Consider the following 20782-nt stretch of genomic DNA (forward strand, 5'->3'; position numbering starts at 1 on the left):
AAAAATACCTGTTTTATTTAATAACTTTTCTGTATGTTACCAGCAACGGATTCCAAACACTTGCATTTGTTGGAGAATATGCAAAGTCAATTTCTATAAATTTTTCAATAGGCGTTTCAAGAGTAATAACAATAGCCATCTGGTCTACAAATTGAGCAACTGCTTCCTTTCCAGCCATTGCTCCGCCAAGAACAATTTTTTTATCCTTATCGTAAATGATTTCAGCGCTTGCAGGAACAGAATCTTCAAAGCCTGAATTTTTATACATTGCTTTCATTGAAACAACATCGGCATTATATCCTAATTCTAGTGCTTCTTTTAGTGAAAGTCCAGTTTGTGCCAGTTTCACATCATAAAATGAAGTTGCAAAAGAACGGATCAATCCTTTCCAGCTCACATCTTTTCCTGATAAATGCTTCGCAAGGAACATTCCATGCTTATTTGCCACATCTCCAAATGGTGCATATAAATTTCTGTCAGTTTTGTAATATTTGTTAAAAATACAATCTCCAATTGCATATACATCTTTAATATTTGTTTCAAATTTATCATTGACAGTAATTTTTCCAGAATCGGTTTTTAATTCTTTAGGAAGAAAATCAATATTTGGAGTAATTCCGATGCTAAATAATGCAATATCAAAATCCACAGTTTCTCCATTGTCTAATTTTACTGATTTTGCTACATTGTTTTCAGAAATAATTTCCGAAACTCCTGAATTTAATTTTAATGTAACGTTGTTTTTTTCTATTTCCTTATAAATTCTTTTTTTCAAATTTTCAGAAACATTTGGAAAAATTTGGTCAGCCTTTTCAATCAATGTAACATTTAATCCATTTTTTTTGAACGATTCAGCCATTTCAATCCCAATGAATCCAGCTCCTACAACAACTGCATTTTTTAATCTTGATTTATTTTCATTTAGGAAATCCTTTATTTTAAAGGCATGCTCTGCATGAGATAAAGTAAATACATTTTCCAAATTTTGAGAATACCCAGCAATATTTGGTACAAATGATTTTGCTCCAACAGCAATTACCAATTTGTCATAAGAAATTGTCCCGTTAATTTCATTGCCTTTTACTGTTAAAGTTTTATTTTCAAAATCTATTTTTGTAACTTCGTGATGAATTTTCACATTAATTCCACGGTTTATAAAATCTTCAGGCGTTCCGTGCAAGACATCGCTTTTTTTCAATTCATCAGCGATAAAATAAGGTGTTGGACATCCAGCCCAAGCCACATAAGATGACTTTTCAAATAAAATAATTTCATCTTCAGGATTTGCCTTTTTATATTGAGTCGAAAACATCATTCCAGCTGCTCCGCCTCCAATTACAACTATTTTCATAATACTTATTGTATGATAATTTTTTTATTTTTTATCATACGCTCCTTTCAATTTTTTGTCTTATTATTATTTTTTATTTAATTTATTAAATAAATATCGAAGTCTGCTTGCTACCATTTTTATTCCCACTTTATTATCTTTTCCACGTGGAATTATAACGTCTGCATATCTTTTGGAAGGCTCAACAAACTCCAAGTGCATCGGTTTTACAGTATTTATATATTGATTTTTTATACTTTCAAAACTTCTTGCACGTTCATTTAAATCCCTTTCAATTCTTCTTAAAAGTCTTTCATCATCATCAGTATCCACAAATAATTTTGCATCAAAAAGCTTTCTGATTTTTGCAATGGCAAGCACTAAAATTCCCTCCACAATAATTAAATTTGCAGGCTCAATATGCTGTGTCTCATTAATTCTGTTATGAACTTGGAAATCATAAATGGGTTTTTCAATGGATTTTCCATCTTTTAATGCCAAAATATGCTTTTCAAGCAAATCAAAATCAATCGCATCTGGATGGTCATAATTCAATTTAGTCCTTTGTTCATAAGTTAAATGGTCATTTCTTTTATAATAGGAATCCTGTTCAAGTAAAATCGAATGAATCCCCGTTCTTTCCAAATTTTCAATTATAGCTTGAGTTACACTAGTTTTACCAGAACCAGTCCCTCCTGCAATTCCGACAATTATAGTTTGATAGCTCATAAAATATTTCCTCCTGAATACATTTTGCAATTTTTATTTTAGCAGAATAATGTCTTATATTTTAATTAATTTTAGCATTTTTTTTCTATTTTTACAAACATTAAATTTTTAATAAAAAAATTTGAAAAAAATTTAATTATATGGTAAAATTAAAATATAGTTAAATATTGGAGGGGTTATGAACAGAGAGAATGAAATTTTTGAAAAGGAAATACTTGGAAAAAGTCTGAGAGAGATGTTTTTTGAAATGAATGTAGAGATGCAGGAGAGATTTCAGGAAATTAAAGATAAGTTTTTGGAGGTTAAGATTGCTGAAAATTCAGAGAATGAGAATATTTTTGTTGAAACGGTGCTGGTGAAAAGCGAGGATGCGTTTAAAATGGATGGTGTGTTTTTTCCAGTAACTGATAAAGTGGATATTTTTAGTGAAGATTATGGAAATATTTATTTGGAAAATGTTTATTTAAATTTAGATTTACGTAAAATTAATGAGGTTTCTGAAAGGGAATTTACTGGATGGGTAAATATTGATGGGAATAATTATGAAATTAAAGTGAGATTTGCAAGGGATGAGAGTTATTTGGATGAAATAAAAAAATTGCATAATTCATTTGAGTTGAATGGAAAAAGCTGGAAAACTCTTAATATGGCGCATTTTATGAGATATTATAAAGTTGAATTGATTGAATATGATTTTGAAATGGAAAGGGATGTCCTGGAAAAAATTCAAAATGGAGATTGTGAGATTACTTATGATTTTGAAGAGATTCAAGATAAAGTGCTAAGAAATAGGGAATTGCTTTGGAATATCGAAAAAAAGAAGATTATAAGCACTATATTTGTGCGTCCAGTAAAAATTGATTTATCCTTTGAATATACAATAAATTTTGAAGATAATGAGCAAATTTTAGTGTCAAATCACGAAAATGAAGATATTCTTTGCTGTTATTACAGCGGAAAAAATAAGTTAAACATTATTTCAAAAAAAAATACAGGTGATGTATGGGATATTTTTTCCATAAAGCCAATAGAAAAATGCAGGAAAATGCTTGAAATTTTTGAAAAAAATAGTGAAAATCAGGAAAATTATTTTCATTTTACGAATTTTAAAAATGAAAGTTTTATTGATAAAATTCAAAAAAAAAATAAAAATACAAGAAGCCGCGCATTTTTGGAAAAATATTTTTTAGAATATGAGTTTGTAAAGGATGAAATTATACTGAGAGATATTAATTTTAAAGAAAATATTGAACAAAATCTGGATATTTATGACTGTAATGAAAACTTGAAAAATGAATTTCAAAGGGAATATTTTGATAAAAAACCTAAATTAAATTTATTTGTAGAAATTAAAGATTTTAATGAATATTCAGAGGATAAAGTGAGTTTTTTAATTTCAGAAATCCAGAATAATTACGGCGAATTTGAGTGCAGGGGGTATCTGCATGGCGAATAAAAATAAAAAAGGATATCCATATATATGGGCAGTTCCTATAAATACACAATTTGAACTGGAAAATAATGTATCAGCATATATTGAGGTAAATGATGATTTTTTTTATGACAAATTCGAGAAGAAAAAGGCTGTGAAAGTAAATCCTTATGTGAGATTTAATAAAATTTTTACTGATTTTGTAAATTATTATGATAATTTTTTTGAAATTGAAAGCAAACTTCAAAAGGATAACAAAATTAAAAATTTGACAACGGAAAATGTTATTAAAAAAGAATCTAAAATAAGCAGTTTTAGACGTAGAAAAAATGCAGCTAATGAATCAAGAGAAGATAAAAACGAGCATATCTTAAAGAATTTTAAGAGAAATATTGAAAATAATGCGATAAGTTATTTAAGGGAACTCGATTTTGCAAGTGGAACGACAGTGATTGACATTGTTTGTGAAAAAATTTCAGAAGATATAAGAAAAGGGATTTTAGGAAAGAATTTAAAAAAATATTTTTTGCTTTTGAATAGGGAAGAGCAGGAATATGTGGCACTTTTGATTTATAATGAAAAAATTAATAATGTCAATTCTATGAAAAATTTTAAGTTTGGAATTAAATACTTTTTTTTAGATTCGCTTATTTATAGGGAAAAACATCAAAAAAATAAAATAATAATTTATATAAATAAGGAAAAAAATAAAGAAAATATTGCAAAAATAAAAACTTTAGAATTATTATTTCTGGAATTTGGACTGGAATTGAAGGTCTTTTGGAAGAATCATTTTGGAGTTGTAAGTGTTGGAGAAACAGTAAAAATTGATGAAATAGCAGTTTTTTAAAAAAATTAAGGGGTGGGATAAATGAAATATAGATTAAGAATTACAGATGAGGAAAGTAAAAAGGAAATAAATGTAAGTGAAGATGAGATTATCGAAGTAAAATACAAAATTGGGCTTGCAGAAGATACAAATTTAGCAAATAGCAGAAGCACAGTAGAAATGGAAATAACTGGAAAAATTATTTCAAATTTGGAAAATACTGGAAATAACTTGAATTCTGAAAATAAAAGTGTGAATGATGACTTGTATGAAAAAAATAAAAAAAATATAATAGACTTAGTGGAATGGGCTGAGTCATATTTACAAAAAAGTGATTATAGAAATTTAGAAATGTTTGTTGATTTGGGATCAAATAAAAAAATGGATCTGAAGTTTACAAATATGTTTGTATATAATTTTTTACAGGAAATGAGCATTGAAAAGGGAATTGGGATTTTTAAATTGAAATTAAGACAAAAATTCCATCAAAAAAATAAACTTGATATAAAATAATACTTATAATGAAAATTTTGTGGTATAATAAAAATGTGGATATTTTTTAAAATAAATAATGAGAAATTCAAATATAGGGAGTGAGTTTTATGAATAGAAATATTTTTATTACTGGTGCTACAAGTGGAATTGGGAAGGAAACTGCTTATGCGTTTGCTAAAAATGGAGATAATGTAATTTTGTGTGCCAGAAATTTGGACAAATTGAAGGAGATTAAGGCAGATATTGACAGGAAATATGGCACTAATGCATACATTTTTGTGCTTGATGTCACAAAGTATAATGATGTTGTGAAATTTACTAAAAAAATACTGGAAGATGTGAAGAAAATTGATGTACTTATAAATAATGCGGGACTTGCTCTAGGGCTGGACAAGTTTCAAGATTATGATATTGCGGATATTGAACAGATGATAAATACAAATGTGAAGGGGCTATTGTATGTTACAAGACAGATTTTACCTAGCATGGTTGCAAATGATGAAGGGCATATTATAAATATTGGATCGACTGCTGGAATTTATGCTTATGCAGGAGCTGCTGTATATTGTGCTACAAAATCTGCTGTAAAAGTGTTGAGTGATGGAATTAGGATTGATACGATTGATAAAAATATAAAAGTTACAACTGTTCAGCCTGGAATTGTGGAAACTAATTTTAGCAATGTGAGATTTCATGGGAATATGGAACAGGCTAAAAAGGTTTATGAAGGAGTTGAGGCACTAAAGCCTGAAGACATTGCAAATACGATACTTTATATTGCAAATCAGCCAAAACACGTGCAAATTTCAGATATTACAATAATGGCTACAAATCAGGCAACTGGATTTAATATTTATAGAAAAAAATAATTTGACAAATTAGTGAAAATATAGTAAACTAATTAAGATGTACGCGTAAAATTGGTGGCTAATACCAATAATAGCGATAAATTATTTGGAGGTGAACATAAATGTTTGCAGTAATTAAAACAGGTGGAAAACAGTATAAAGTAGAAGTTGGAACTGTATTAAAAGTTGAAAAATTAGCAGCTGATGTTGATTCAGACATCGAAATTAATGAAGTTCTATTAGTTGGAGAAGGAGATAACGTAAAAGTTGGAACTCCAGTTGTGGAAGGAGCTAAAGTTGTAGCTACAGTTAAATCACACGGAAAAGCTGATAAAAAAATTAACTTTAAATATAACAAAAAAACTTACTACAGAAAAAAAGGACACAGACAATCATTTACAGCAATTGAAATTAAATCAATTAATGCATAATTGAGATAATATTAAAATTGTAAAATTAACTTTTAAAATGTGAAAGATGTTGTGGTTTGAATGATAAAAATAGAAATTCAAAGACAGAATGGTAAAATAACATATTTTGAAATAAAGGGACATGCAGATTTTTCAGGATATGGAGATGATATAATTTGTGCAGCTGTTTCATCGGTGGGACAAATGACAATTAATGGGCTTATTGAAACTTTAAAACTTCAAAAAAAGTTGGAATATGTTGAGAAAGATGGGCTTATTACTTGTGATTTGAAGGATTCTGAATTAACTGATGATGAACTGGAAAAAGCGGATATTTTGATTGAATCAATGTATTCATATTTAAAGGCGGTTGCAAGAAGTTATAGTGAGTTTGTGAAACTTGAAGAGAAGATAGAAAATAAATAATAAAAAATGCCAGATTCACAAAAGTAAAGTTTGAAAAAAACTATGAATTAAAAACATAAAAAAATCAAGGAGGTTAGAAAATGTTATTAAAATTAAACTTACAGTTATTTGCCTCAAAAAAAGGACAAGGATCAACTAGAAATGGTAGAGATTCTAATCCTAAATATTTAGGAGTAAAAAAATATGATGGAGAAGCTGTAAAGGCTGGAAACATCATTGTAAGACAAAGAGGAAGTAAATTTTATGCTGGGACTAATGCAAAATTAGGGAAAGATTATACTTTATTCGCATTAACTGATGGATATGTAAAATTTGAAAAATTTGGAAATGGTAAAAAGAGAGTAAGTATTTATCCTGAAAGAGCAGAAGCATAATAAAATAAAAAATAATATATTTTGTAAAATACTGTCTTAGAAATAGGATGGTATTTTTTTATCATATCTAATTTCTTTTGGTGTAAAATTAAATGTAAATAATTGTAGAAGTTATAAAGATTAGATGTTGATAATATTTATAATTACAAGATATTTTAGATTAGTGAAAACAAAAATAAAAAAAGAAAAGAGGACAGTTAAGTTGAAGAGAGCAGTTATATTGGATACGAGTGCGATTATGTATAGAAGCCATTTTGCACTGATGGGGATGAGAAATAGCAGCGGAATGTCTACTGGAGCTACATTTGGGTTTATTAATACTCTGGAAAGTGTAATTAGGGAGTTTAGGCCAGATTATCTGGTGGCTTGCCTGGATGTGAAAAGAGATGAGCTGGAGAGAACTGAAGAACTGGAAACTTATAAGGCACATAGGGAAAGTATGCCAGAAGAGCTTGTTATGCAGATTGATACTATTATGAAGGTTTTGGATGGGTATAGGATTCCAAAATACAAGAAGGCTGGGCAGGAAGCGGATGATGTGATTGCTACGTTTGCTACGAAATTTTCTAATGATGCTGATGAGCAAATTGAGGTTTTTATAATAACAGGGGATAAAGATTTGGCACAGCTTGTGGATGGAAAAATTAATATTGCCTTGCTTGGAAAAGGGGATAAAAATTCTGCGTTTAAGCATATAAGGACTGATGAAGATGTGGTTGAATATTTGGGAGTTACGCCTGATAAGATTCCTGATTTGTTTGGACTTATGGGAGATAAGTCAGATGGGATTCCAGGAGTTGCTGGAATTGGACCAAAAAATGGAGTGAAACTTATTACAGCTTATGGCAATTTGGAAGGAATTTATGAAAATATTGATGAGATCAAGGGGAAACAGAAGGAAAAATTGCTGACTGATAGGGAAAATGCCTTTATGAGCCGGGAACTTGCAACTGTGAAAAGGGGGCTTGATATTGAATATGACAAGAATAAATTGAAATTTGAGGAAAAGGATTTTGATAGTCTTTTGAAATTGTATGAAGAGCTGGATTTTAAGAGATTTTCTAAAGCGATACAGGAAGAAAGGGAAAAATTGCAAAGTGAAGGTCAAGAGGGGCTTACAGAGGAAGAGAAGGAAATTTTAGAAAAAAATAAAAAATTAAATGAAGAGAAACTGGAAAAAGAGAGATTAGAGCAGGAAAAGGAAAATGAAGAAATTAAAAGGCAGGAATTGGAGTATGATAGGGAAAATCCAATTTTTGATGGAATTTCACATTTTTATGAGCAGGTTGAATATGAACATAATTCAGAAATGGATAAAAAAATGGATGAGATTCAGAAATTAAAAGGGAAATTGATTGCAGAATATGAAGATCAGAAGAAAAAAGCTGAAGAAAACGTGATGGAAAGTCAAAAAAGTGAAAAAACTAAAAAAGTTAAAGAGGAAAAGATTTATTTTGAGAGAAATTACGGAAAAGTTGTGAGCTGGAATGAGGCTTATTCTGTGATTGAAAAAATGGATAAAAAAGTGGCGATTTTTGAAAATATGCTTGGAATCTCCATTTGTGATGAAAAGACAAATATTGTGCTTTTAGATAGTGAACTTCAGGATATTTTGCAAAATGGGGATCAAGAAAATGTAGAATCTGGAGCACAAATTAATTTGTTTGCTTTAAGTAATAATGCTGATGAGAAGAAAAATAATAAAAAAAATGTTGAAAATATTTATAAATTATTGAGTGAAAAAGAAATTATCGCCTATAATGTGAAAGAATATATGAAAAATGGAGAAAGTGAGTATTTTGGCTATTCTGTTGGCGGAAAAACTTATGGGATAAATAATAACAGGTTTGGGATAAAATGTACTGAATATTTTGATATTTTACTTGCAAGATATGTGCTGGGAACGGAAAGTTTACAGGAAATTGAGGAAATAATCCTGGATGAATTTGGAGTGGGGATTGCTACTTTTGAGGAAAAGTTTAAAAAAGAGAGAAGAAAAAAGAATTTTAGCGATGTTTCAGATGATGTGATTTGTGAATTTTTGTCAAAGAGAACATTTTTTATTTATAAATTGGAGACAATTTTAAAAAATAGATTGCAGAATGAGCAATTTCTGAATATTTTTGATAAATTGGAAAGTCGGTTAATACCAGTATTGGCACAGATGGAGGAAACTGGGATAAAGATTGATAAAAAGTATTTTGGAGAATTTCAAAATGAGCTGGAAGAAAAGATAAATATGCTTCAAAATGAGATTTATAAACTTGCTGGTGAAGAATTTAATATTGATTCGCCACAGCAGCTGGGGGAAGTTTTGTTTGAAAAATTGCAGATTCCATCGGGAAAAAAGACAAAAACTGGATATTCAACAAATGTGGAAGTTCTGGAAATGATTGCTAACAACGGGGAATTGTCAGAAGATAAGCGGATGATCGGGAAAAAATTGCTGGAATACAGGGCTTATAAGAAATTACTGTCGACTTATATTGAGCCGATTCCAAAGTTGGCGGATAAAGAGGACAGAATTCATACGACTTTTAACCAGAATGGAACGTCAACTGGTCGGCTTTCTTCGGCAAATCCAAATTTACAGAATATTCCTGTGAGAACAGATGATGGAATCAGGATTCGTACAGGTTTTGTCGCAAAGGAAGGGCATAGCCTGATTTCATTTGACTATTCTCAAATTGAACTGAGAGTTTTGGCTGAATTGTCGAAGGATAGGAATTTGGTGCAGGCTTATCAGGATGATCAGGATTTACATAGCTTGACGGCTAGAAAAATATTTTTTAAAACAGAAGAAGATGAAATTTCAAGAAATGAAAGAAGCATTGCAAAAGTAATTAACTTTAGTATTCTTTATGGAAAAACTCCGTTTGGACTGTCTAAGGAACTTGGAATTACGGTTCAGGAGGCTTCACAATATATTAGGACATATTTTGAGGAGTATCCAAGAGTTAGGAAATTTTTGGAAATTGTGACAGAAACGGCTAAACTTCATGGATTTGTGGAAACTTTTTATGGAACGAGAAGATATATTAGCGGAATAAATGCGAAAAATAAAAATATTCAGGCACAGGCTGTGAGAATGGCGGTAAATACTGTCGTTCAGGGAACAGCTGCAAATATTATAAAGAAAGTTATGATTGAACTTTTTGAAGAGTTTAAAAATGATGGAAATATTAAAATGCTGCTCCAAGTTCATGATGAACTGATTTTTGAAGTACGTGATGAAGTTGCTAAGGAATATATGAAAAAAATTGAAAAAATTATGGAAAATACAGTCAAGTTTAAGAAAGTTCCGTTGAAGGCTAATGGCAGTTTAGCTAAAAATTGGGGATCATTAAAATAAAAATAAGTTTTATATATGAAAGGTATATATACAATATATTTGACTAATTTTTAAAAAATTGCTAGAATAGGTTATTAAAGGACACAGGATGTCGAAAAATTAAAATATAGGAGGTATCAGTATGGATACAGCAAGTGTAGTTTTTATTTTATTTTCATCAGCATTAGTGCTTTTTATGACGCCGGGACTGGCATTCTTTTACGGAGGTCTGGGTCGAAGAAAAAATGTCATTAATACGATGATGATGGTTATTCTTCCAATTGCTATTGCAGTTGTGATGTGGTTTTTAGTAGGTTATTCCCTAGCATTCTCTGGAAATGGGAAATTTATAGGAAATTTTGGAAATGTTTTATTCCGTGGAGTCAGTGAAACAGCAAGTACAAAAGGATATAAAATTCCAGATGCAGTTTTTGCATTATTTCAAATGATGTTTTCAATAATTACAGTAAGTATTGCAACAGGTGCTGTGACTGGGAGAATAAAGTTTGCGCCGTTTTTAGTTTTTGCTCCAATTTGGCTAATATTTGTTTATTATCCTTTAGCTCACATGGTCTGGGGCGGAGGACTTCTTGCAAAAATGGGAGCATTAGATTTTGCTGGGGGAGATGTCGTTCACATCTCATCAGGAGTGTCTGGACTTGTTTTAGCGACAATTATCGGAAAGAGAAGAGAATTTACAAGAACCGAGTATCGTCCGCATAATGTGCCTTTTGTACTGCTTGGAACAGGAATTTTGGCATTCGGATGGCTAGGATTTAATGCAGGTTCAGCTCTTGAAGCAAATAGTACAGCGATTCACGCTTTTATTACGACAATGTTATCACTTGCTGCGGCAACATGTTCTTGGGTAATTATTGAAAAGTTAAGTAACGGAACTCCTACATTAGTTGGAACTTCAACTGGTCTAGTTGCAGGACTTGTGGCAATAACGCCAGGTGCAGGTTATGTTTCCTACGGCTCAGCAATTTTAATGGGATTGTTAGTCAGTCCAATCTGCTATTTTGCAATTTCAAGTTTAAAACATAAATTGCAGTACGACGATGCATTAGATGCTTTCGGCTGTCATGGTGTTGGTGGAATTTTTGGAGGAATTGCAACAGCGATTTTTACAACGCCAAGTTTAACACCAGAAAAGGGAAATTTTGGACTTTTATACGGCGGAACTCATTTATTTGGTGCGACAATTGCTGCCATACTGATAACGGCTATTTGGGCAGGAGTTTTTACATTTGTGATAATAAAAGTTATCGGAGTATTTTTACCGCTTAGAGCTACAGATAGAGAAGAAGCTGTGGGAATGGATGACAGTGAACATAAGGAAACTGCTTACCCAACATTTATGGGACTAGATTCTTAATTTAAGGAGAAAAATTATGAAAAAAATAGAAGTTATAATTCGTTCTGATAAGTTAGAAGATTTAAAAGATGCATTGACAAAAGCCAAAGTCAGAGGAATGACAGTAAGCCAAGTTTTAGGACACGGAAATCAAAAAGGTTACACAGAAAGTTTTCGTGGGCAAAAGATTACGCCGACATTGCTTGCTAAATTAAAAATCGAAATAATTACTCAAGATGCTAATGTTGAAAAATTAGTTGATATTATAATAGATGCCGTTTACACTGGAGAAGTTGGAGATGGAAAAATATTTATTTTGCCAATAGATGATGTGATTAGAATTAGAACGAGAGAGAGAGGAAAAGACGCCTTGTAATATAAATAAAAAATTAAAGGAGTTAGCTTGAATGTGAACTAACTTCTTTTTTTATTTTTTTAATTAAAAAAGTTAAATAAACTTAAATAAAGTTCAATTAATGAAAAAATTGTGATATAATTTTTAAATAATGAAATTTATTTAGTTTATATAAAAACTGTTTTAAAGTTTAAAGTTGATCTCAAAAACTATGACTATTTTACCCAAAATCTAAATTTATATAATTTTTATCATTTTATTTTTAAATAAGTTTGAGTACAATAAAAATTAAAAAAATAATAAATAAAATAAAGAATAGAATAAAATAAAATAGAAAGGAAAAAAGAAAGAGAAAAATGATTAATACAGAAAAATATCTAAAAGGACTAAAAGCTGGAATTGGAATGGGAATTGCATATATTCCGTTTGGTCTGACAGTTGGGCTGATTGCTAAAAATAACGGAATGTATACGATTGTCACGGCAGCTATGTCATTTGGAATTTATGCTGGCGGCTCGGAAGCAATGCTTTTGAAAATGGTTTATGTGCAACATTCTACAGCAATTGAAGTTATAATTTCAGTACTTATGATAAATTTGAGATATTTGCTTTTAAATTTATTGATTTTCAGGCAATTAAAAAATGGAACTAAATTATTTGAAAAAATACTGGTTGGAGTTGGACTTACTGATGAAACGATAACTTATGCGATTATAAAGGAAGAAAATTCACCTTGGTATATTATTGGACTAAATACAATTCCGTATTTATGCTATGCTGGAAGTTCTGTTCTAGGTTCACTTTTTGGAAATATGATACCTGAAGTTTTCCGTGCAAGCCTAAGTTTTATTTTATATTCGATATATTTTAGTTTACTTGTAATGTCGCTGCAAAAATTGCCAAAATTTTTTGAAGTCGTAATTTATGTAATTGCCGCAAAACTAGCATTTATGTATTTGCCAATTTTAAATAAGGTAAGCAGCGGATGGGCGATGATTTTAATTATGATAGGCTCAAGTTTAATTTATGCGGTAAGACATAGAAAGGATGAGATAAAAGAAAATGAATAATTTAGAAGTTTTTAAAGTAATTGTCATTTCGGCATTGGTAACGGTGGCTTTAAGATTGTTGCCACTGTTTGTGAAGATTCCGAAAAATCCAATAATGAATAAATTTTTTGAAGCATTACCATATTCAGTTTTAGCACTTATGGTTTTTCCAGATATTTTTACTTCGGGCGGTACAGCTCCTTATGACATTGTAAAAATATTGATTGGAATGGGTGTTGTCACTTTTTTGTCGCTGAAAAAATTTGGACTTGGAATTATTGTTTCGGTGTCGCTTGTTATGATATTTTTATTTGATTTAGCAAAAATTTATTTGTAACAAATTCATTTGGGAGATTAATGATTTTTCTAATGTTTATAAATGTGTAAATGCCATTGTAATAATTTTATTAAATATATTTAAAAAAAAATAAAAAATGATACTTTGAATAACGGGAATATTATTTTCTTAAAAAAACTAGGATAACATATAAAATAATTTTTTTAAAATTTTTTATTGAAAAAGGAATAAATATTAGGTATAATAATACTATAATAATTTAAATATAAGGAGGATATGAACAAAAATTAAAGTTCATAAAGAATATGGAAGATTTAGAAAAAACTAGAAAAATAATAAAAACATCGTTTTTTGTGGCAGTAGTTGTGATTACAGTGCTTCTTGTATTTCCGCATGATATGCAGCCTCACGAATGGGAAATTTATGCAAGCAGTTATTTTGTGACTACTCTCGGACTTACAGTTGTGGGTGCGGCTATTGGAATATTATTTGGAATGTTTTTAGCATTTTTAAAATTTCAGAAAACTGGAAATGAAGTTTTTAATATGATAAAAGATGCAGTTATTGATGAATATGTCGATATAATGCGTGGAACTCCAATGATGTTGCAATTATTAACACTTTCCTTTGTAATAGTGATTTTTAATAATTATTGGGTAGCTGCAATTGCTCTTGGACTTAATAGTGCAGCTTATGTTGAGGAAACAATCCGTTCAGGAATTGAAAGTATTGACAAAGGTCAGATGGAAGCAGCAAGAGCTACAGGAATGCCTTATAGAATGGCAATGAATGAAATTATAATGCCTCAAGCTGTAAAAAATATTTTACCTGCTCTTGTAAATGAATTTATAAATTTATTTAAGGAAACTTCTATTGTAGGTTATATTAGCGTTATGGATGTTACAATGAACAGTAAAAGTTTACAGGCTGCCTATTATAGTATAAAACCTATATTATTTACAGGTGTAGTTTATTATGTAAGCGTAAAATTATTCTCGTTTATTGGGAAACGATTGGAGATGAAGTTAAAGGAAAATGATTAGTTTTAATAAAAAATGCAGAGAGTCAGAGGGAATTGAAGGAATTGGCAACGATGTAAGAGATAAGGAAATGATTAGAATAAAGAATTTAAAGAAAAAATATGGAAATTTAGAAGTTCTGAAGGGAATTAGCACAGAAGTAAAAGAAGGAGAAGTAATTTCTATTATTGGACCATCTGGAAGTGGAAAATCGACTTTTTTACGTTGTATAAATAGACTTGAAGAGCCAACTTCTGGAGAGATTAGAATAGATGGTAAAAATATTCTGGAACGTAGAGTAGATATAAATAAAATTCGTGAAGAAGTGGGAATGGTATTTCAGCATTTTAACTTGTATCCACATAAAACAGTTTTGGAAAATATTACTTTAGGTCCAATTAGGCTAAAAAAAATATCAAAGCCAGAAGCTGAAAAATTAGCAATGGAATTACTTGAAAAAGTAGGACTTGCTGATAAAAGAAATGTTTATCCAAATAAATTGTCTGGTGGTCAAAAGCAAAGGGTGGCAATAGCAAGAGCCTTGGCTATGAATCCAAAAATAATCTTGTTTGATGAGCCAACTTCAGCACTTGATCCTGAAATGATAGGAGAAGTTTTGGAAGTTATGAGAGAACTTGCACATGCAGGGATGACAATGATAGTGGTAACACACGAAATGGGATTTGCAAAAAATGTAGCAAATAGAGTATTTTTTATGGATGGAGGATATATTCTGGAAGATGCAAAACCTGCTGATTTATTTGAAAATCCAAAAACTGAAAGAGCAAAGGAATTTTTAGACAAAGTGTTAAATCATTAAATAAAAATTGTAATAGTAATTTTACAATAGAAAGGTAGTGTAGCATGAAAAAAGTATTAATAGTGATCACAATGATAGTTTTTGGAATTTTGTCTTGTGGCAATAAAAATAATGCTGATAACAAGGGAGTAAAAAAACTTGTAGTGGGAACTGATGGAGTATTTCCTCCGTTTGGATATATTGAAAAGGGAGAGCTTGTTGGATTTGATATTGATTTGATAAAACAAATCGGGAAGGATTTGGGATATGAAATTGAAATGAAGGTTCAGCCGTTTGATGCTCTTATTCCGTCATTAAAGGCAGGGAAATTAGATGCGATTATCTCTGGAATGAGTGCAACTGAAGAACGTAAAAGATCAGTTGATTTCACAGATGAATATTACAAGTCAACACAAATGTTTCTTAAAAAGAAGGGAAATAGCCAACTCACTTCAAAGAAAAGTCTGGCTGGTAAAAAAATTGGAGTTCAGTTAGGAACAATTCAAGAGCTGGAAGCTAGAAAAATAAAAAATGCAAATGTTGTAACAAATGATGCAACTGTTAATTTGATATTAGATTTGAAAAATGGGAAAACTGATGCGGTAATTTTGGAAAATATTGTTGCGAAGGAATTTATCAAAAAAAATCCTGATATAGAAGTTTTTTATGAAGAAAAATTACCTTACGGTATGGCGATTGCTTTTAATAAAGGAAAAAATACAGAAATTATCAAGAAAATAAATGAAGACTTAAAAAAATTAAAAGAAAATGGGAAATATAATGAGTTAATAAAGAAATATGGTTTGGAAACAGGAAAAAAATAAAAAATTAAAGAAAGCGAGGAAAAAATATGAAAAAAATATTTTTAGTATTGGCATTGCTAATTTTTGGAGTTATGTCATGTGGAAAAAAAGATAATGGAGATAAAAAATTAAGAGTTGGATTAAATGCGATTTTTGCCCCGTTTGAATATGTTGAAAATGGTAAAATAACAGGATTTGATGTTGACATGATTAATGAAATTGGGAAAAATCTTGGATATAAAATTGAAATTATAGATCAGTCGTTTGATGGGCTTATTCCGTCATTAAAGGCTGGAAAAATTGATATTATTGTTTCTGGAATGAGTTCTACTGAACAAAGAAAAAAATCAGTTGATTTTACAGATGACTATTTTATTTCTAAAGAAACTTATTTGAGAAGAAAAGGCGACAAATCAGTTACTCCAAATAGTTTGAGCGGTAAAAAAATTGGAGTGCAATTGGGGACAATTCAAGAAATTGAAGCCAGAACTATTAAAGGGGCTATAGTTGTACCGAATGAAAGTACTGTAAATATAATTTTAGATTTAAAGGCAGGAAAAATTGATGCAATTATTTTGGAAAAGGCAGTTGCTACTGAATATATGAAGAAAAATCCTGAAATGGAAATTTTTGATGAAAAACCTGCTTCAATTGGAATGGCAATGGCTATTGATAAAGGAAAAAATCCAGAATTGATAAAACAAATTAATGCTGAATTGAAAAAAATGAGAGAAAATGGAAAATATGATGAATTAATTAAGAAATATGGTTTGGAAAATAGTCAAAAATAAGGTATTTGATTGAAAAAGGAGGAGGAATAATTATGAAAAAACCAACATTAGTTGCAGTTTCTTCAATGGTGGCAATGACTGTACCTCTAGCCTCTGAAAAAATAACTACTTCTGAAATGCGAAAGGATATAATTAGACCAAATGTGGCGGATATACAGCACGATGTGAAGGATATTCCTACATTAGATACGCCAAATCCTGAAAAAACAGTGCCAGGAGCGGTTTCATCTAAAGATAATCCTGACTTAATAACAGTTGAATTGAATCAGAATAGGACAGGAACACAGATTTCCAAGGATTCTTCGTCATCTCAAAATTCTGAAAATATGCAACAGAAACCTGAAGAACCATCAACGGTTTCACAAAATGCTGTTCAGCCAGAAACTTTTGAAATTCAAAAGGAGCCAATAAGCAATCCAGAAAGAGTGAAAATGTCGAGTTCAGAAATTATATCTTTAAGTTCAGATGAATTAAGTTTTCATAAAAATAGCATCGATCTGAAAAAGGAGGCTTATCCAATATTACGTGATGTAAAGGATTATATTGAAAAAAATGATTTTCTTGTGTCAATTATTGGATATACTGACACGAGCGGAATGGCTTCATATAATAAACGGCTTTCACGTAGAAGGGCTGAAGTTGTTAGTTCAAAATTAATAGAATTGGGACTTTCAAAGGATAGAGTAGTTGGAATAATAGGACGTGGAGAAAATAATCCAGCTGAAAATAATGATACAGGTGAAGGAAGAGGAAAAAATCGCCGAGTTGAATTTAGGTTTGTAAAAAAAGGACAAGTGTAAAAACTGTCCTTCTTTTTTTATATTAGACCCATTGATAATCATATAGACTTAAAATTTGAAAAAATAAATATCTTGAAACAAGGAATCTTGGACTCCTTGCAGAAATAAAAAAACTTAAATTATTGAACACATCTATTGCTTGAACTTATCTTGCTTCTTTAATTTTTTATTATTAGAACTTTTATTATCAGCAGTATCTCCAAAAATGTCCCTAAAAAATCCAACTTCCAATTCTTTTGAAAATACATTTTTTAAAATAATCATCACTACAGGCCCAATTAAAAATCCAATTACTCCAAAAATTTTAAATCCTGAATACATTGAAATCAAGGTAATTAAAGGATGAACTCCTAGATTTTGACTTACTAATTTTGGTTCCATCATTTGCCTTACTGATAGAACAAATAAATAAATTATTATTAGGGCAACTCCTAACTTTATGTCTGATAATGCAAAGGAAATCACTGCCCAAGGAATTAGGACTGTTCCTGCTCCTAAAATTGGTAATGCGTCAATTAAACAGATAATTATGGACATTAGTAGGGGATAAGGCACATTTAATCCTAAAAATGACAATAAATTTAGGCATATTAGAAGTTCAAAGAAACAAATTGTCATCAGAATAATTTGCGCCTTGATATAGGAACCAAGAACTGTAAACATATCTGTTTTTATATTGAAAACTTTATCTAGCCAAGATTTTGGAAACTGATGCTCTAAAAAAACTACAATTTCATCTTTGTCAAGGCTAATAAAGAAAGTTGCTAAAATTGTAATACAGATATATAAAATAACAGTTGGGATTGATGTAATAAAATTGATTAAACCTTTTATAAAAGTTCCGAGCTTTGCAGAACCTGTGGAAATAAAAGCATTTATCGTATCATTTACTTGCTTTGTAAAGCCTGATGGGAAATTTCCCAAATAGGCATAAACTTTTCCCATGCCGTCAGTCCAAAGTTTTTGCATCATTTCACTGTAGCTGTTAAGATTTTGAGATAATTTATAAATTTCACTTATTAGTTTTAGTGATCCCCAGCCGATAATTCCAAAAAATATTAGTAAAAATGATACAATTGAAATTATCGTTGAAAGTTTTTTTGAAAGTTTCAGCTTATTTTGTAAAAATCGTGTAAATGGCCGTGTTAATATTGAAAAAAATAGCGCTATTGTAAATGGAAATAAAAATATCCCCAATTTAAATGCTAAAAATACGACTATTAAAATTAAGGCAATATACACGATAAAATACAGTTTTTTAAAGTCAAAATTTTTGTAACTTGCCATATTGTGATTCTCCTTTTTTATTTTAATATAAAGCATAAAAAATTAATTTAAAACAGAACTTAAAACTATAATATGTTTGATTTATAAAAAAAAACAAGATTTTTCAATAATTAATTTCAGATTATAATTATATTTTATAAAAAGTAAGATTTTTGCTTATTTTAAAATGAAATTTTAGTATTAGTTTTAAATAGTTCAATATAAAAATAATTTGGGTATATTATATAATAAATATGATAAATTGTAAATCTATAATTTTTTAATTTTTATATTTATGGTAGAATGAATTTGAGAACTGCTATTCAGACTTTAGGTGGATTTATAAAGAATTGGCATATATATTGAATTGTGGCTTAATTTATGATAATATATTAGATATAGATTACAGAATTGTGAGGAGGAAATATGTATAAAGTTTTAGTTGGTGAATATATTGATGATGAAGCGGTTGCTAGGCTGCAAAATGCTAGAGATGTAAAGGTTGATGTGAAAGTGGGAATTTCACGGGAAGAAATTTTGGAAATAATTCATGAATATGATGCTTTGATTGTGAGAAGCGTTATAAAAGTAGATAAGGAATTGCTGGATAAGGCTAAAAATTTGAAAATAGTAGGGCGTGCTGGAAATGGGACAGATAATATAAATATTCCAGAAGCAACTGCACATGGTGTAATTGTGGCGAATACTCCAGATAGTAATACGGTTTCAGCTTGTGAAATTGCGATTGGGCTTATGATTGCTTCTGCGAGAAATATTGTTGCGGCAAATAATTTTATTAAAAGTGGAAAATGGGAAAGAGAAATTTTTGTTGGAAACGAATTGTTTGAAAAAACATTGGGAATTATCGGACTTGGAAGAATTGGTGGATTAGTTGCTACAAGAATGAAGGCATTTGGAATGAAACTTGTTGCTTATGATCCGTATATTTCAGATGAAAGATTCAAGAGATATGGCTGTGAAAAAGCTAAAACGCTTGATGAATTAATGGAAAAGGCAGATGTGATAACTATTCATACACCTAAAACGAAGGAAACTTTGGATATGATAAATGCTGAAAATATTCACAAGTTAAAGGATGGGGTAAGACTTGTAAATGCAGCACGTGGAGGACTTTTTAATGAAGAAGCTGTGGCAGAAGGATTAAGAAGTGGAAAAATTGCAAGTTTTGGATATGATGTACATGCTGTTGAACCACGTTCAGAATGTGTTTTATATGAATTTGACAATGTGGTTACAACTCCACACATTGGAGCAACAACTTATGAAGCACAGCGAAATGTCGGAACTCAGGTTGTAAAGCAGGTATTGAATGGACTTCGTGGAGAAATAGTTGAAACAGCTGTAAACTTGCCTGCAATTGGAAGAGAGGAATTCTTAATTGTAAAACCGTACATAAATTTAGCTGAAAAATTAGGAAAAATTTATTTTCAAATTGAAAAAACTCCAATTACAAATGTTGCCATTAATTATTATGGAGAAATTGCAGAACAAGAAACAGCTCTTGTAGATTCAACTGCAATTAAAGGAATTTTAGAGCCTGTATTAAAGGAAGAAGTAAATTACATTAATTCAAAACCATTAGCTGAAAAAAGAGGAATTAATATTTCAATAAATAAAAAAGATCATAAATACAAAAATTATTCTTCAGCAATAGAATTTGTAATAACAAATGAAGATGGTAAAAAAATCTATGTTGTTGGAACAATCGGAATGAATAATGAAGAAAGAATTGTAAGTATAAAAAATCATGATGTGGATATGGCAATTTCTGACAATATGATTTATTTAGGGAATGAAGATGTCCCAGGAGTTATCGGAGCTGTAGGAGCAACTTTAGGAAGAGGAAATATAAATATTGCCACAATGAACGTTGGTAGACGTGAAAATAGTGCAATTATGCTTTTAACAGTAGATAATGAAGTTGGAAGAAGAACATTAAAGGCACTACGAGAATTGAGTCAAATAAAATGGGCTCATTACTTGGATTTGACAATATAGTATTTTTTGAAAGTTGATAATT

The 20782-nt window shown here is 30.1% G+C and carries 21 protein-coding genes; 18 read left to right on the forward strand and 3 right to left on the reverse strand.

Translation table 11 applies throughout. The features are described 5' to 3' along the window. Positions 1–13: 13 nt before the first annotated feature. Complete coding sequence (locus tag FVE74_RS05060) at positions 14–1351, reverse strand: FAD-dependent oxidoreductase (protein ID WP_147003513.1); 1338 nt, start codon at positions 1349–1351, stop codon at positions 14–16. 66 nt (positions 1352–1417) lie between these two features. Beyond that, positions 1418–2059, reverse strand: a complete 642-nt coding sequence (gene udk, locus FVE74_RS05065) for a uridine kinase (RefSeq protein ID WP_147003514.1) — start codon at positions 2057–2059, stop codon at positions 1418–1420. Between the two features lie 178 nt (positions 2060–2237). On the opposite strand from udk, the gene FVE74_RS05070 reads away from it, so the two are divergent. The 17 genes from FVE74_RS05070 to FVE74_RS05150 all read left to right on the forward strand — a co-directional run bounded on the left by FVE74_RS05070 (position 2238) and on the right by FVE74_RS05150 (position 17475). Continuing rightward, positions 2238–3515, forward strand: coding sequence for a hypothetical protein (locus FVE74_RS05070; RefSeq protein ID WP_147003515.1), 1278 nt, complete (start codon positions 2238–2240; stop codon positions 3513–3515). Then, entirely contained in the window at positions 3505–4341 is an 837-nt protein-coding gene (locus FVE74_RS05075) for a hypothetical protein (RefSeq protein WP_147003516.1), read from the forward strand. The genes FVE74_RS05070 and FVE74_RS05075 overlap by 11 nt, the downstream gene beginning before the upstream one ends. A gap of 21 nt (positions 4342–4362) precedes the next feature. Next, positions 4363–4833, forward strand: coding sequence for a hypothetical protein (locus FVE74_RS05080; RefSeq protein ID WP_147003517.1), 471 nt, complete (start codon positions 4363–4365; stop codon positions 4831–4833). 89 nt (positions 4834–4922) lie between these two features. Continuing rightward, positions 4923–5684, forward strand: a complete 762-nt coding sequence (locus tag FVE74_RS05085; protein WP_147003518.1) for an SDR family NAD(P)-dependent oxidoreductase — start codon at positions 4923–4925, stop codon at positions 5682–5684. 101 nt (positions 5685–5785) lie between these two features. Further along, positions 5786–6094: a 50S ribosomal protein L21 gene (gene rplU / locus FVE74_RS05090; RefSeq protein ID WP_147003519.1), complete on the forward strand. Its 309-nt coding sequence runs from the start codon at positions 5786–5788 to the stop codon at positions 6092–6094. A 60-nt stretch (positions 6095–6154) separates the two neighbouring features. Further along, positions 6155–6499: a ribosomal-processing cysteine protease Prp gene (locus FVE74_RS05095; protein ID WP_147003520.1), complete on the forward strand. Its 345-nt coding sequence runs from the start codon at positions 6155–6157 to the stop codon at positions 6497–6499. 80 nt (positions 6500–6579) lie between these two features. Continuing rightward, positions 6580–6873 (forward strand): 50S ribosomal protein L27, encoded by a 294-nt coding sequence (gene rpmA, locus FVE74_RS05100; protein ID WP_147003521.1) that lies wholly within the window; start codon positions 6580–6582, stop codon positions 6871–6873. A gap of 202 nt (positions 6874–7075) precedes the next feature. Continuing rightward, complete coding sequence (polA, locus tag FVE74_RS05105) at positions 7076–10225, forward strand: DNA polymerase I (protein WP_147003522.1); 3150 nt, start codon at positions 7076–7078, stop codon at positions 10223–10225. 121 nt (positions 10226–10346) lie between these two features. Next, positions 10347–11582, forward strand: a complete 1236-nt coding sequence (locus FVE74_RS05110) for an ammonium transporter (RefSeq protein WP_147003523.1) — start codon at positions 10347–10349, stop codon at positions 11580–11582. Positions 11583–11598: 16 nt separating this feature from the next. Next, the gene (locus FVE74_RS05115; RefSeq protein WP_147003524.1) at positions 11599–11937 is read left to right on the forward strand and encodes a P-II family nitrogen regulator; all 339 of its coding nucleotides are present in this window, start codon (positions 11599–11601) and stop codon (positions 11935–11937) included. A 335-nt stretch (positions 11938–12272) separates the two neighbouring features. Beyond that, the gene (locus tag FVE74_RS05120; RefSeq protein ID WP_147003525.1) at positions 12273–12986 is read left to right on the forward strand and encodes an AzlC family ABC transporter permease; all 714 of its coding nucleotides are present in this window, start codon (positions 12273–12275) and stop codon (positions 12984–12986) included. After that, complete coding sequence (locus FVE74_RS05125) at positions 12979–13302, forward strand: AzlD domain-containing protein (RefSeq protein WP_147003526.1); 324 nt, start codon at positions 12979–12981, stop codon at positions 13300–13302. The genes FVE74_RS05120 and FVE74_RS05125 overlap by 8 nt, the downstream gene beginning before the upstream one ends. A gap of 266 nt (positions 13303–13568) precedes the next feature. After that, the gene (locus tag FVE74_RS05130; RefSeq protein WP_147003527.1) at positions 13569–14306 is read left to right on the forward strand and encodes an amino acid ABC transporter permease; all 738 of its coding nucleotides are present in this window, start codon (positions 13569–13571) and stop codon (positions 14304–14306) included. A 67-nt stretch (positions 14307–14373) separates the two neighbouring features. Continuing rightward, entirely contained in the window at positions 14374–15102 is a 729-nt protein-coding gene (locus tag FVE74_RS05135; RefSeq protein WP_036059259.1) for an amino acid ABC transporter ATP-binding protein, read from the forward strand. A gap of 44 nt (positions 15103–15146) precedes the next feature. Next, positions 15147–15905, forward strand: a complete 759-nt coding sequence (locus FVE74_RS05140; protein ID WP_147003528.1) for a basic amino acid ABC transporter substrate-binding protein — start codon at positions 15147–15149, stop codon at positions 15903–15905. Positions 15906–15931: 26 nt separating this feature from the next. Beyond that, a complete protein-coding gene (locus FVE74_RS05145) occupies positions 15932–16675 on the forward strand; it encodes a basic amino acid ABC transporter substrate-binding protein (protein WP_147003529.1) in 744 nt (247 codons plus the stop codon). A 32-nt stretch (positions 16676–16707) separates the two neighbouring features. Next, entirely contained in the window at positions 16708–17475 is a 768-nt protein-coding gene (locus FVE74_RS05150; protein WP_147003530.1) for an OmpA family protein, read from the forward strand. Between the two features lie 132 nt (positions 17476–17607). On the opposite strand, the gene ytvI is transcribed toward FVE74_RS05150, so the two are convergent. Continuing rightward, entirely contained in the window at positions 17608–18762 is a 1155-nt protein-coding gene (gene ytvI / locus FVE74_RS05155; RefSeq protein ID WP_147003531.1) for a sporulation integral membrane protein YtvI, read from the reverse strand. A 405-nt stretch (positions 18763–19167) separates the two neighbouring features. Here ytvI and serA point away from each other — a divergent pair, with 405 nt between their 5' ends. Continuing rightward, positions 19168–20760 (forward strand): phosphoglycerate dehydrogenase, encoded by a 1593-nt coding sequence (gene serA / locus FVE74_RS05160; protein WP_018497786.1) that lies wholly within the window; start codon positions 19168–19170, stop codon positions 20758–20760. Positions 20761–20782 lie beyond the last annotated feature (22 nt).

This window comes from Leptotrichia wadei (assembly GCF_007990445.1).
Lineage (GTDB): Bacteria > Fusobacteriota > Fusobacteriia > Fusobacteriales > Leptotrichiaceae > Leptotrichia > Leptotrichia wadei_A.